Origin of the sequence: Methylovulum miyakonense HT12 (genome assembly GCF_000384075.1) — a bacterium.
Classification (GTDB): Bacteria; Pseudomonadota; Gammaproteobacteria; order Methylococcales; family Methylomonadaceae; genus Methylovulum; species Methylovulum miyakonense.
Genome location: NZ_KB913025.1, coordinates 1,920,194 through 1,933,570, shown reverse-complemented (window position 1 = coordinate 1,933,570; position 13,377 = coordinate 1,920,194). Strand labels below are relative to the sequence as shown.

The following is a 13,377-nucleotide window of genomic DNA, read 5'->3' as shown; positions in this document are numbered from 1 at the left end:
GTTACATGAGAGGGGGGGAGTATTAATGGGTAGGGGCATATCGGTTGAATAACATGGCCAGCATTTCACACTCATCTTGGGTGGGCTTGATCCAACCGGGCACCCCCAAATCAGCCAAGACTTGCCGCCCTTGGCTATCTTGGTTCATATCCAACAAGACTTCCGCCAAAACATCCCCGATTTCAGCGTAGTCGGGCGCGACACAAAACATATGGAAGGCAAAGGCGGTTTCACTTTGGTCTATTTCACGGAGCATTTTCCGGGTCAAACTGGACAGGCCTTTGTAAGTGTCACTAAGCATAAACAAAATATCAGCCGAGCCTTTCAATAACATTTGCAACGCTTTAATGTCATGGCCGGAAAACACATATTCCATATCCGCCAAAGAGCTTTCACTTTCTTCCAATAAAAACCGGCCAAGCAGATAAACAAAGTTGTCTTGGGCGGCGGTGACAATTTTGCCGCCTTTAAACTCTTTTAGATCCAGCCGGCTGTCATCGTTACGGACTAGCAGGGTGACTTCATCGGTTTGGTCAATCGGCCTTAGCAAAGGTTTATAGCCGTGCTCCAGCATAAGGTGGGTGGCTTCAAACGGCTTGGTAAAAACAATATTGGTTTCTTCAATTTTTTTCCGCCGCTCAATCATCGCGCCGTGGCTGAGTTCGAGATGGACTTCCCGCCCTAAATGGCGTTGCAAATAGGTATTGAAAAAATACCAGCCATTCATTTGTTGGCTGCTTTGCGCACTGACCCAGAGGCTAAGCTTGTCCCCGTTGTTTTGGATGCCCGCGGAGATTGGCTTATTGACGGCCTTTGGCGCTAGGGAAGCGGCTGTCGGGGTGGTATTGCCTACGGCGGCGTTAGGCTTCGAATCCGCCGGCGTTTGCTCATCGGAAAGGAAACGGGTCAAGCCAGTCATTTTGAACAACACACCGATCATACGGTTAGTGTTGGTCACGCGGACAGAAATATGGCATTCTTGCCAATGTTGGAAGAGCTTGAGCAATTGCGCCAACCCCATGGAATTGACGCGTTGGACCTGCGTAAAATCGAGCGTGACGGAACTGTTTGCCGGCACGACATACAAGGTTTCCAAGGCATGGACTGCATTGACATCAATCATACCATTTAAAAAAAACTGCTGGTTTAGGGAGCTTCCGGAAGGCTGCGGCCGAATTTCCAGGCTTTCCGAGACCGCGGTATTGGCTATGACGGGGCTGGAATGGATGGCCTGGACTGGCGCGGCAGAGGCTGTTTGGATGGATGACGAGGCGGCTTCATGGGCCAGTTCTTCCACCAAAAAACGGGTTAACCCCGTCATTTTGAAAAGTATGCCAATCATCCGGTTGACATGGGTGATGCGGATCTGGTTGCTACGGTTTTGCCAAAGTTCGAACAGTTTAAGGAGCTGTGCCAAACCCATCGAATTGACCCGGTCGACTTGGGAAAAGTCCAGCTCGACCGAACAGTTTGGAGGCAAAATATATAGGGTTTTTAAGGTGTCGACCGCTTCAACATCCACTGTACCAATAAGGAAGAATTGCTGCGCCAGTTTCTCAGGCGATGGTTGCGGCTGAATTTTTAACTTAGACTGGTTCATGGTTAATAGCCTCTAATAATTCAGTATGATAAAGGAATTGGAAACCTTTATCCGATTCCGGGTTAAATGGGTTGATCAAGTCCAAAAACGCGCAGACTTGAGTTTGCTGGTTAGGAAAAACCCGCAATTGTAAATAATCGGACATCCGCCAAATGAGGTACAGGCCGCCGCCGCCTAGGCCAGAGTCCAGGCCAAAACCTTCAATATGCCAAGTCAGGCGGTTTAAAAACACATTGGGGGTCAATGTGCCCCAAGTGTCCGTTAATGAAATCCCTAAAAGGCTGCCTTGGATAGTCAAATCCAAACGTAACTTCTCATCCGCATCCAGTTCCCGCGAAGTGCCCTTTGGGTATAAGGCCCGCCCTTTTGCATCACGGGGCGCGGCGCACAGGCCGTTTTCAATGAGTTCGTCCAGCAAAAAAACGGCGGCATCAATACGTTCCTGGTTAGGGATCCCCAATTCCTGTAGCCAAGCATCCACTTCAGCAATAATAAAGGCCTTATCTTCAGTATGGGTAAGCTCAAATTCCCTACGTTGGTCAGGATACCGCAAGAGCATTGCCAAATCATCCGGGCATTTTTTTTGGTGCTGGTTCAATAAGGTTTCCCAACCCAACAGCTGGTTGATCGGGTGGTCTTGTTGAAGGACTCGCCGGACACCTTGTGTGGACAAACTGGGGATCAGGTCGGAAAAATGGTTTTTTGCCAGGAACACTAGCTCTTGCCGGTTAATGATTGGGGGAATCAGCCTGGGGTCAGAACGGTAATCGGCATCAAATATAAACTTATGGCCCAGTTCATGAGGCTTTGGGGCCGGTGCGCTTTCGGCACTGGTGGTGCCGTAGGTTTTTTCCAGATAGTCTATAGAGAACAGGGTCAGGTCATCATAAAAAACACTGCGTTGCAAATAGCTTGTCAGGGCATGCAGGACTTGGCCATGGAGTGTCGCCATATCACTATCGGCATAATTGACCAACAAGGCTTCCAGGCGCTCATAACCAAAACATTCGTTCTTCGAGTCCTCTTCTTCAACGATGCTGTCCGTGTATAAAAATAGACGGTCACCCAAATCCATTTCTGTAATTTCCTGATCGTACTCGGTATCGGCGTTTTTTCCTAACGGCAAACCACCGATTTCCAATGAGTCCAGGCGGCCCAGCATAGCCCGATATAAATAAGCGAATTGATGGCCGGCATTAGCATAACGCAATTCGCCAGTTTGGGTGTCCAGGCATAATGCAAACATCGTCATCAACAAAGATTGGTGGGCGGTGTTAAAAATGATGTTGCTCAGCCGGGCGAGGATTTTATGTGGCTCTTTGACTTGTTCCGATTCGAGAAAGTTGACAGCCGCTTTGGCGGCGCACACGATGGTTCCGGCGGCGATCCCGTGACCGCTGACATCACCGACCAACATGACCACCCAACGGTTATCAACGAGATAGTAATCATAAAAATCACCTCCCACTTCACTGGATGTCATCATGGTCGACAGCCCCCTAACACCTGGCAACCTAATATCCGCAGGACGCAGCAAGTTCTGTTGCAGGGTGGCGGCATTGGCAACCTCATCATTTAACCGCGCGCTTAATTGTTGCATGGTTTCAATCAGGTTGCCTTGTGATTGCGACATCCTCAGCATCATGTCCGCTATTTTCACCACCCCGACGATTTCGGTTTCACCAATGACAGGCAACGCTTCGTATTGGATGCCGGGGTCGCGGTTCAAGAAATCGGCGATGACCCGGTCAATCCGGTCATGGGTATGCACAAGCATGGGGGCAACAAAAATCTCGGCGTTGCTTTCCAGTAAGGTGTAAAGCGTTTTCCGTGCATAGAGTTCACGCGCAAACGCTTTGGTCATCAGATTCAGGTAATTACGCCGTGAAATGATGCCAAAAAATTGCTTATCGTCATTCAATACCGGTAGCGCAGACAGGGTGGGATTGTCCAGAAACAAACCCAACACATCAAGCACCATCATATCCAACATGATAGGTTTGACTGGCAGCGTCAATTCAAGGACGCTGGGAGCGGTAAACTCAACGGAACCATTGGTGTTGCGTTTGTTATGTGGAAATTCGATCATAATTAAACTGAAATGAGCTATACAACAAAAAAATGTGAATTATTCACCTATCATTTTAGAAAAGGAACATGACAGCTTAATTACACTTGGTGTTTTACAGGATGATTAATTCAGAAATAATTATTTATAATTCAATAAATTATTGAATTAAGCCCGGTTTTTTAGAACCGAGCCACAAAATTTGAACCCAATTGGGCTTTATTGTTGGCGCATTAAGAGCCCGCATCACGGTCACTTTTTTCAAGGTGCTGTAAGCGTTCTTCCAGCCATTTCACTTTTTTCAATAATTCCGGCAACTTAGCCAGAGCCACCTGTTCCTTGTAGGCAACACGCTTGTCTTTGGCGGGGCTGCCAAAGACCTGTGTTTTTGCCGGCACATCCCCCGCCACGCCGGCCCTGGCCATCACCACGGCACCTTGGCCTATATTGACATGGTCGGCGACCCCGGCACTGCCTGCGAGTATGGCGTAATCGCCTATCTTGCAGGAACCCGACACACCGACTTGGCCGCACATGATCACATGGCGGCCTATTTTGTTGTTGTGGCCGATTTGCACCAGGTTATCTATTTTGCTACCCATGCCCAACGTTGTGCTGCCCAAAGCCCCGCGGTCAACACAGGTGTTGGCCCCGATTTCGACATTGTCTTCAATGATGACATTGCCGACTTGGGGGACTTTGACATGCCGGTTATCCCTGAATTTATAACCAAAACCATCGGCACCAATGATGGCGCCGGAATGGATAATGACGTTATCGCCGATGACGACATCATCATAAATCACCGCGTAAGGATAAATCCGGCAGTTTTTGCCAATTTTGACACGGCTGCCGATATAGCTTCCCGCCAAAATGGCGGTGCCGTCGCCAATGCAAGCCTGCCCGCCGATAACGGCATAAGGGCCGACAAAGACACCGCCGCCCAAGCTGACATCATTTTCCAATACGGCTTGCGGGGCGATCCCGGGCAAATAAGCGCGCTCGGGATGCAATAGCCCAATGGCCTTGATAAAGCTCAGCTCAGGGTCTTTGGTAATCAACAATGCCATGGATTGTGGCACATCGGCAACGGCGAAATCCTCGGCAACAAAACAGGCCGAAGCGGCTGAACCTTTTATATATTTGGCGTAGCGGCCGCTTATCAATTGCGTCACTTGGCCTGTGGCCGCCGAGCCTATATCGGCAACCGCATCAATCAGCACTGAACTGTCGCCACCCTGGATCCGGGCATTACACGCATCAGCAAGTTCTTTTAAAGTCATTGGCATAATGGTCTCTTTGGTAAATTAAATGTTGTGGCAAATAGTAAAGCCCCTGGGAGCCAAATTGAAACGTAGGTGGCGAGGTAAACACGGGTTCGCTTAACAGGCCATAAAAACTATAGGGCCTATGTGCCGTAGATTGCCTGCTTTGGTAGATGGCTGGTTATTGGCGTTGCCAATGCCCTGACTTCCCGCCGTCCTTTTCCATCAATTGGACAGCCTGGATGGACATACCACGGTCGACCGCCTTACACATGTCATAAATCGTCAATAAAGCGCATGTTGTGGCGGTCAAGGCTTCCATTTCCACGCCCGTCTGGCCATTGGTCTTTACGGTGGCTTGGCAACGGATATGGTTTTTTTCCAGGTCGTGGCTAAATGCGATGTCCACATGGGTAATCGGCAAGGGATGGCACAACGGGATTAGCTCGGCGGTTTTTTTGCTGCCCATAATCCCGGCAATCCTGGCTATCGCCAGCACATCGCCTTTTTTATGGCCGCCGTCAATGATTAGCTTCAGGGTTTCCGGCTGCATTTGGATAAAGCCTTCGGTGACGGCCACGCGCTGGGTGATGGCTTTGCCGCCAACATCCACCATGTGCGCTTCGCCTGCCTGATTAAAATGGGTGAGCTGCATGATTAGAAGGTAAAATTAGTGGTCTGAAAAATTAGCGGGAACTGTTGATCCGGACAGCCATTATCCTTATTTTTGTATGTGTGAACCAATATGTCTATAAAAGTACGTTATTTTGCCAGCCTGAAAGAAGACCTGGGGCGCTCCGAAGATATTCTTGAAACGGCAAGCCTGTTGACTGTACGCCAAATTTGGCAGTGCGCCAACCCCCAGCAGACCCTGCCCAACCCGATCCTGGTTGCCGTCAATAAAGACTATGCCGACTTGGAAAGCCTTGTCAATGACGGCGATGAAGTGGCCTTTTTTCCGCCTGTCACCGGAGGCTGATGATGACGGTTATCGTAACGGGTTGTGGCTTTGACCCTTGGCAAGAAATCCAAAACTACCAGCAAACCACGGGAATACTGGACGGGCAAGTCGGCGCGACCAATGTGTTTATCGGCACCCTACGTGATTTTAATGACGGCACTGCGGTCAAGGGCATGACGCTGGAGCATTATCCCGGCATGACCGAGCGGCAACTGGAAATCATCATTAGCGAAGCGGCGCGGCAATGGCCGGTGATAGACGCCTTAGTGATCCATCGTGTCGGTGATATTTTGCCGAATGAGCCTATTGTCCTGGTTGCCGTTTGGACATCACACCGTGGCGATGCTTTCGATGCCAGCCGCCACATCATGGAAGCGTTAAAATCAAAAGCCCCGTTCTGGAAAAAGGAACGGCTTGTTTCCGCAGACAGCCGCTGGGTTAAAGAAAACACCAATGGCTATAAACCTGCGCAGTAACCCCCTTTCGCGAATGAAACCAGAACCTACCGCACTTCCTAAAATAGCTTAATCGTGGTAGCGGGAAAGCCTATCATTTGCCCCAAAACGGCCAATGGCATAACTGGATATCCTCACCAAATTGAACAGATTTTCTAACCATCAGTGACCACTAAATTCCAAATATCGCTGACCATTAAAATCAAACCGACCGGGATATAATTATCCAGGAGCAGACGCACGTGACTGTGGATTCGTGTCACGTTAGCGGTTGCCGACCCAGTTCCGACGTTCTGCTATATTGGTCGAATGACTGTTAAGCATCAAGGAACGGACATTCGATTTCAGCTATAAACCAGCGCCTTCGACGAATTGCAAATTTTAATCGACCGCTATGAAGAATAATTCGTAATCAAGGTCGTGGGTTCAACCCCCATCATTGTCTTCATATAAAACAAATAGTTACCAGTTTTTTTGAGTGATAGACTTTTTGTGTAGACGTAATGTAGACGCTGTGCAGCAATTATAGCTAGGTAGATATGTGCGGACATAAACTTAGCTCCTCGCCTTCAACAGTTAGGTAGTCTATAATCATTCGATTGCAGAGTGTAATTGTAAAGATAAATTCAGAGTGGGTTTTTCTATCTCTAGTTAGTAGCTTGTATCGAGAAGTTCATTCGTATTGCTTATGTTATGCTTATCCATTGATCTATCTTTAGATAAAGATTGATATGCTTTATGCAAACATCCTAAAATTTTATGTTCTTTATTTTTGATGAAATGCTTTTATTACTATATTAAGGACCTGATGTGAGCAATTTCCGCATTCCTGAAAAGTACCGACAAGAGTTGCTTGAAATAGCAAAGCTTCCTGACTCAGCGATTGCTGAGTTCATTTCTGTTTTAGAGGCTGTTCCGCCCGCAATCAAGCACCAAGATGCAGTGATGCGCGCATTAAACAATACAACACAGATTCCTCCGGGGGACGCACGCAAAATAGTTACTCTCTTATTGTCTGTTTATTCAGTATTAGCGTATTCCGGTAAATCCGTAGATGATTTTATGGAAGAGCTTATTGAATCGTTAGATGAGGTGCAGGATGAAGAGGCTGTTGCTCCTACTGCCGAGGAAAAAAAATTACTGAGAGATAAGCTCACGAAACTATTAAGTGTTCCTTCGATAAGTTTGATATCGAAGGCAACAGGATTGATGTTTGAGTGTGACAATATTCTTAAACATGCTCGCGTGTTAACAGATATACGGCCCGTTTTTGGGTATGGCGACGATGACTCTATTCTTGGGAGCGTGATTGTCCAAACTTTAAAACTCGAATATGTTAAGGACGACGATGAGGGAAAAGAATTCTTTGTTAATCTTGATAATGAGGATGTTGATAATTTGATAGCAATGTTACAACGCGCAAAACGCAAGGCTGATCAAAGTAAAAAACTTTTAAAAGATGCTAATGTTCCCTATATTCCAATGGTGCAACAATGAGTGCAACAGCAGAACAAGCTTATAAGACATATTTTGGTGGCAACAAAGACTGGTTTACGGATACAAATAAAAATCCGGCTCGATATAACATTGTTGATGACCCTAACCCTTTAATGATAGAGGGTTCCTGGCACAATTGGACGCCTGTTAATAACCAATTCACACACCTTTTTCCAAAAAAGATAGGGCGTATTCAGACTGTAAAGGTATACGTAGGCAAGGCTAAACCAGTTTCTCAGCAACAAAATATCGGTGTGCAGTTTGCTGAACTGGCGTCCGCATGGAAAAATTCTGTGCAAATAATATCGGATTGGAATTTCATGATTCTCCATCCAAGTTATCAAAGAATAATAGGGCTTGGCCCAGATGTAATACCATTCATTCTAAAAGAGTTGGAGCAAAATGGTGGTCATTGGTTCTGGGCGCTTCAAGCGTTAACAGGGGAAAATCCTGTCGCGGACGAAGATGCTGGCAGGGTACGTAAGATGACGGAAGCTTGGTTGAACTGGGGCAGAGAAAAGGGTTACATCTGATCGAATATGGCCAGTCTTGAACAACGATTGAAAAACGACTTTCCAAATCTTCAGGTAAACAATCACAAGGTTACTAGTCCGCAGACAAGCGAATACAATTGCATTGCTTGGGCAGCAGGTGATGATGAGCGTTGGTGGTGGCCCGCCCCGCATCCGATGGCATATTGGCCGCCAGGGTTTCCGCGAACTGAGACAATAGAAAACTTTATTGCTGTCTTTGCAACTTTTGGATATGAGATTAGTGATAACAGTCTTCAAGAACCGGGGTTTGAAAAGGTAGTGCTTTATGCTAATAATGATGGGAAACCAACGCATATGGCGCGTCAGCTTGAAAGTGGAGCGTGGACAAGCAAGCTTGGCCAGGATCATGATATTGAGCATGAAGCGCTAGATACAATCTCTGGCCCAATATATGGTGTCGCGGTAAAGATATTTCGCCGCGCCAAGAAATAATAAGGTTTTATATTAGCCTTTCCGGCCTTTCCTCTTAAGCGTACAGTTAATTATTGACAAAACTCCAAGGCAACTTTGGCTAAAGGATGGTGTAATTGGTTGTATGCCGCTTAGAAACGATAGTTATAAAGTATTAACCAGCCATTCATTAGAATCCACCCCATCTCTGCTCCTAGCCGTTACCGTCCAACCACTCCCCACAATTGCCAACGGCCGCTTTCGTCTGGTAATAATTAAATTTTAACCTAAACCTCATTAGTTCTTGTGGGCAAAAAGATTTCTTTCGGCGGCGGGAATGAAATAGGTTGGTCAACGCTGATAAGAAGGCTGTCCATTTGAGCTGATAAAACTCAATAACCTCAGCATTATTTTTCGTACCGGTAGGCTTCTAACCGTTCCACGCGATTTTAATTGCCGCCATAAACGCCCGAAACTAACCGATAAAATGCCGTTGGCCTGAGCAAGATGATGCCAGAAGCGATGACTGGCGTTACAGGAACCGGCGCGATGTCGAGGATGAACAATCCCAATAAACACAGGAAACACTTTATCCGCGTTTGTTTGGTTTGCCCTTCGGTCTTGGCCGGGCAGTCCGGTAACGGTTCAGGCAGATCGGCATACATATCCGTCACCAACTCCCAAAACCAACGCGGCCTCATCGCCACGACAGCCATACCGATCAAACAGCCGGGGGAAACCGGCCCGAAACCGATGACGGCAAAAACGGCAGACCGCAAGGCATTTAATTTGTGCTGGATTCATAACCAAAGGATCGGTTGATAAGGTGGCCGCCAGTCTAGCAGTTTTGCCTATGGCTTACCAAAGCCCAGGTATCCAGGATGAAAGCGTTGTCACGCTGATGCAACAGTACAGGGAATGCCGGCCTTGGAATCACCCGGAGCACGGACAACTGAAACGGGGAGAAATATAAATGCCCATCGGAACCATAGCATGGGTATGGCTACAAAACATGCCAAGACGGCAAGGCTGGATGCCAACGCCAACCAGATGTTCCAAGTACGGCCTTTACGTTTTTAGGGTTGGTAATGCCCTATAAGCGAAACGAATGCAGCATATACCATTGCTCAAGATTAGCCATAAGCCAGGTTTCCAGCTGATGGTCAAGATTGGCAAACGCTTCCTCAAAAGCATCATCCCCGGCAGCGACAGCCATTGGCGGGCCCAACCTGATGGAATAGCGTGATGGAGCTTCCCGGCGTGTCCAGACAGGGATAATGGCGGCGTTATAACGCTGGGCCAAACGCACGGCAAAGGATAGGTTGCTGTGTCCGGTTTGTGGTTTCCTCCCGAAACTGGGGACATTGACTTGGTTTTTTTTCACTTCATCAATGGCTATCCACAATGCGCCCTTATCGGCCAGATGCTTGCAAATCAGGCGCATAGAGGAGGGCCCGCTGATAATGAGCTTGATGGCGCCACCCATGCGTTCACGGGCGGCGTCGGCGATCCTGCTGGCAAAGCGGTTCCTTACCGGCTTATACAAGCCCATGACATCAAAGCCGTAACCGATCACATAGTTCCCGCAAATTTCCCAATTGCCCGTATGGGCAAAAACAAAAATGACGGCTTGTTTGTGGCCTATGAACGGCTGCAAATAGTCGCCATTAATTATCGAAACCCTATTTTGGGCATAAATCTTATCCAGCAAAGAATACTCGGACATGGATTGGCCTATGTTTTGCCACATCCGGGTGAGCATCTTTTCCCGCTCGGCCACCCCCAAATCGGGGCGCAGGATCGCCAAATTATCCCTGGCGCGTCCATCCGGGATTTTAAAGCGGTATTTTGCCGCCAACGGCCCCAAAAATGCGCCGACGCTGGCGTTTACGCTGACTGGCAGATAACGCAAGACATAATGGCTGAAATAGTCCAGCCCCCCCCAAAACGGGTCGCTGAGCCAGTAGCGCAGCCACTGTTTGCGCCAGGCCTTATCATTGAAAAACCGTAAAAAATTCGTTCTCATCGGCTGGTGATGCGCATCGGCAAATTATCTTTAGGGCGCAACGTCAGACGGCATTCATGGGTCACTTGATGCCCTTCCGGTACCTGCAAACGGAAATGTTTCGCCAAGATAGCCAAGCACAACGTCGTTTCCACCAGCCCGAAAAACTTTGCCACACACACCCTAGGGCCTACGCTAAAAGGGATGTAGATAAACTTATCGGGTTTTACCGGCGCATCATCCAGAAAACGTTCGGGGATGAAATGGTCGGGCTTGTCCCAATAAGCCTTATGCCGGTGCAACAGCCAGGGCACCACCAACATGATAGAACCGGCGGGGATATGGCGTTTACGGATAATGTCATCATCACTGGCTTCGCGTGACAAGATAGGCACGGGAGGGTACAGGCGCATGGTTTCTTCGAGCACGGCGCGGGTATAGCTTAACTTAGAGAAATCGGCGAATGTCGGCGAACCGGAAGCCAAAACCGTGTCGATTTCCTGGTGCAAACGCCGCTCGACGTCAGGGCATTGGGAAATCAAATACCACGCCCATGCCAAGGTGTTGGCGGTGGTCTCATGGCCCGCCATAAACAGCACGATCAATTCATTACGGATTTGTTTTTTGGTCAAGGCGGCCTGGGCCTCTTTTTTATCCTGTATGCGTAAAAACTGCCCCAGCAGGGTATCTTTATTGTCGCTTTTAATGCCTTCGGCAATGACCTTGTCGACGATATCGTGGATGGCTTTGGCGGCCTTGGCGGCTTTAGCCGCCCGCCCCCTGCCTAAGCCTGGAATCCAGCTGGGCAAACCAAAAAACGTGTTCACATCCATTTGTTCAATTGCCGCCTGATACTCCGCAAAACTTTGCACCACTTGCGCCGCCTGCCCTGCACCGAGCTGGTTGCCAAATAGGGTACGGCAAATAATCTCAGCCGTTAACTGCCCCATTTCCGGCAAAACCTGGATGATTTCGCCTTGCTTAAAATTAGCCCATGACCTTACCCGCTCTTCCGTGGCCTTGATCATGACTTCGCTGTATTTGGCGACTTGTTCGGCACTGAAAAGCGGGGTCTCCAGGCTCCTGTGTTTCTGCCAAGTGTCACCGTCACTGATAAACAGGCCATCACCCAACAACGGTTCCAGCGCCTTGCGCATCAACGGGCTCTTTTTTTCATAATTGGCATGGTTCGTTAAAAACACATGACGGACAATATCAGGATGGTTGGCAATAAAGATAGAACGGTTAATGATCTTGATGGACATAAACTGCCGGTTGAACGAATCTTCCGTCCAGATAGACAGCAGGTCACGGCGGGCGTATTTTAGCGTATCAAGCGCCCCCAGCGTTTTCTGGTGCCGGATTGGAAAAGGGGGAATAAAATCAGTCATACTTAATCTGGTTAAAAAAGACGGATGATCACATTGGGTTTGCTTAGGGCTGCTGCGTTTGCATAACCGTTTTGTAAAAAAACGGCCTACCCTTAGCCATAACCAGAGTATATCGTAAGTTACAGCCCGCTATCTAATCATGTGCCTTACCCCGCCCCATTACTGCACTAGGCAACGGCTGTGCGGCAAAATGGAACAGATAATCGCCACGGCTTGCTTTCGGCTCAAGCGTTCGCCATGCCATAGCCCGTAACCCAGCCTGGTGGCCTGTTACGGTGCCAAACAGCAATAACGCCCCAAGCGCGGTAGGCAAATGGATATAAGCATCAGCGCACTGGCCATGATCCGGGCCGTCGTAAAACTCGCCGCATCCATGACCGCGTGTTTCAGCGCTAAACGGCACAGCAAGGAGTTGCCAGCAATAGCCATCATGGCAAGGAACGCCAGGAAGTAGGCGCGTTTAATCAACACCAGGCACGTCCCACAAATTGATTGCGTGGTTTCCATAAGGACATTTATTTACCAACACCAGACACATTCAAGCCGATAATCCCGACCAAAACAAAGCCAATATAGACATATTGCATGAATTGATAGCGCTCCTGGAAAAGCCAGTACCCCAACATGGCGACAATCAAAATTCCGGCCCCCGCCCATGTGGTATTGGCAATAGTCATATCCATACCTTTTAACGCCATTGCAAAAGCAACCATCGCGATGTTGAAAAAAAGCAATCCGCCAAGCAGATATTGCCAATGTCCAACCCCGTCTGATTTATTCAGCAAAGCGACGCCGATTGACTCCAAGACAATGGTGCAGAACAAATAAAAGTAACTCACCTAATTCCCCATAAATATGATTTGACCCTAATAACTCTCCACAAAACGTTGTAAAACACGTAAATCGTTGCCTGCCTTATCGGCACTGACACCCAACTCTTCAAGCGGGGCATTCAGGCGATTGATCCAGACGGTAGGATAGCCAAACCATTTTGCTCCGGCGGCATCCCAGCCACCGAACCCGGCAAACACGCCAATCCCTAAGCCAGAGACAAAGGCCACGCCTCCGCCTACACTCACGAATTGTAAAAATTTTCTTCTGCCGATTAAGTGGGCCATCGCCTTATCCCTATAAAAATTACCTGATGCCAATCGCCACTGGGCTGTTATAAACAACTTTTTGTTGGAAGCA

General features: G+C 48.2%; 15 protein-coding genes. 5 read left to right on the top strand and 10 right to left on the bottom strand.

Features of this window, described 5'->3' with window-relative positions; translation table 11 throughout:
- Nucleotides 1–22: 22 nt before the first annotated feature.
- From METMI_RS0110040 to moaC, 4 genes are all read right to left on the bottom strand, one after another.
- The gene (locus METMI_RS0110040; RefSeq protein ID WP_019866156.1) at nucleotides 23–1,600 is read right to left on the bottom strand and encodes a PhnD/SsuA/transferrin family substrate-binding protein; all 1,578 of its coding nucleotides are present in this window, start codon (nucleotides 1,598–1,600) and stop codon (nucleotides 23–25) included.
- Entirely contained in the window at nucleotides 1,587–3,689 is a 2,103-nt protein-coding gene (locus METMI_RS23640) for a PP2C family protein-serine/threonine phosphatase (protein WP_019866155.1), read from the bottom strand. Before METMI_RS23640 ends, METMI_RS0110040 begins: the two co-directional genes overlap by 14 nt.
- Before the next feature lie 212 nt (nucleotides 3,690–3,901).
- On the bottom strand, nucleotides 3,902–4,957 hold the full coding sequence (gene lpxD, locus METMI_RS0110030; protein ID WP_029151601.1) for a UDP-3-O-(3-hydroxymyristoyl)glucosamine N-acyltransferase: 1,056 nt from the start codon (nucleotides 4,955–4,957) through the stop codon (nucleotides 3,902–3,904).
- A gap of 157 nt (nucleotides 4,958–5,114) precedes the next feature.
- Nucleotides 5,115–5,591: a cyclic pyranopterin monophosphate synthase MoaC gene (gene moaC / locus METMI_RS0110025; RefSeq protein WP_029151600.1), complete on the bottom strand. Its 477-nt coding sequence runs from the start codon at nucleotides 5,589–5,591 to the stop codon at nucleotides 5,115–5,117.
- Between the two features lie 87 nt (nucleotides 5,592–5,678).
- On the opposite strand from moaC, the gene METMI_RS0110020 reads away from it, so the two are divergent.
- The 5 genes from METMI_RS0110020 to METMI_RS0109995 all read left to right on the top strand — a co-directional run bounded on the left by METMI_RS0110020 (nucleotide 5,679) and on the right by METMI_RS0109995 (nucleotide 8,832).
- The gene (locus METMI_RS0110020; protein ID WP_019866152.1) at nucleotides 5,679–5,912 is read left to right on the top strand and encodes a MoaD/ThiS family protein; all 234 of its coding nucleotides are present in this window, start codon (nucleotides 5,679–5,681) and stop codon (nucleotides 5,910–5,912) included.
- Between the two features lie 2 nt (nucleotides 5,913–5,914).
- Nucleotides 5,915–6,370, top strand: a complete 456-nt coding sequence (locus tag METMI_RS0110015; protein WP_029151599.1) for a molybdenum cofactor biosynthesis protein MoaE — start codon at nucleotides 5,915–5,917, stop codon at nucleotides 6,368–6,370.
- Between the two features lie 789 nt (nucleotides 6,371–7,159).
- Nucleotides 7,160–7,846, top strand: a complete 687-nt coding sequence (locus METMI_RS0110005) for a hypothetical protein (protein ID WP_019866150.1) — start codon at nucleotides 7,160–7,162, stop codon at nucleotides 7,844–7,846.
- The gene (locus tag METMI_RS0110000; RefSeq protein WP_019866149.1) at nucleotides 7,843–8,379 is read left to right on the top strand and encodes a hypothetical protein; all 537 of its coding nucleotides are present in this window, start codon (nucleotides 7,843–7,845) and stop codon (nucleotides 8,377–8,379) included. Before METMI_RS0110005 ends, METMI_RS0110000 begins: the two co-directional genes overlap by 4 nt.
- A gap of 6 nt (nucleotides 8,380–8,385) precedes the next feature.
- A complete protein-coding gene (locus METMI_RS0109995; protein WP_019866148.1) occupies nucleotides 8,386–8,832 on the top strand; it encodes a DUF7689 domain-containing protein in 447 nt (148 codons plus the stop codon).
- A gap of 407 nt (nucleotides 8,833–9,239) precedes the next feature.
- On the opposite strand, the gene METMI_RS0109990 is transcribed toward METMI_RS0109995, so the two are convergent.
- From METMI_RS0109990 to METMI_RS27830, 6 genes are all read right to left on the bottom strand, one after another.
- Nucleotides 9,240–9,569: a hypothetical protein gene (locus tag METMI_RS0109990; RefSeq protein ID WP_019866147.1), complete on the bottom strand. Its 330-nt coding sequence runs from the start codon at nucleotides 9,567–9,569 to the stop codon at nucleotides 9,240–9,242.
- Between the two features lie 314 nt (nucleotides 9,570–9,883).
- The gene (locus METMI_RS0109985) at nucleotides 9,884–10,816 is read right to left on the bottom strand and encodes a lysophospholipid acyltransferase family protein (RefSeq protein WP_019866146.1); all 933 of its coding nucleotides are present in this window, start codon (nucleotides 10,814–10,816) and stop codon (nucleotides 9,884–9,886) included.
- Entirely contained in the window at nucleotides 10,813–12,186 is a 1,374-nt protein-coding gene (locus METMI_RS0109980; protein ID WP_019866145.1) for a cytochrome P450, read from the bottom strand. The genes METMI_RS0109985 and METMI_RS0109980 overlap by 4 nt, the downstream gene beginning before the upstream one ends.
- Nucleotides 12,187–12,456: 270 nt before the next feature.
- Nucleotides 12,457–12,693 carry a hypothetical protein gene (locus tag METMI_RS0109975; RefSeq protein ID WP_029151597.1) on the bottom strand — a complete coding sequence of 79 codons (237 nt, stop codon included), beginning with the start codon at nucleotides 12,691–12,693 and terminating at the stop codon, nucleotides 12,457–12,459.
- Nucleotides 12,694–12,701: 8 nt separating this feature from the next.
- Complete coding sequence (locus METMI_RS0109970; RefSeq protein WP_019866144.1) at nucleotides 12,702–13,025, bottom strand: DMT family transporter; 324 nt, start codon at nucleotides 13,023–13,025, stop codon at nucleotides 12,702–12,704.
- Nucleotides 13,026–13,052: 27 nt separating this feature from the next.
- Nucleotides 13,053–13,304 carry a twin-arginine translocation signal domain-containing protein gene (locus METMI_RS27830; RefSeq protein WP_019866143.1) on the bottom strand — a complete coding sequence of 84 codons (252 nt, stop codon included), beginning with the start codon at nucleotides 13,302–13,304 and terminating at the stop codon, nucleotides 13,053–13,055.
- Nucleotides 13,305–13,377: the final 73 nt, after the last annotated feature.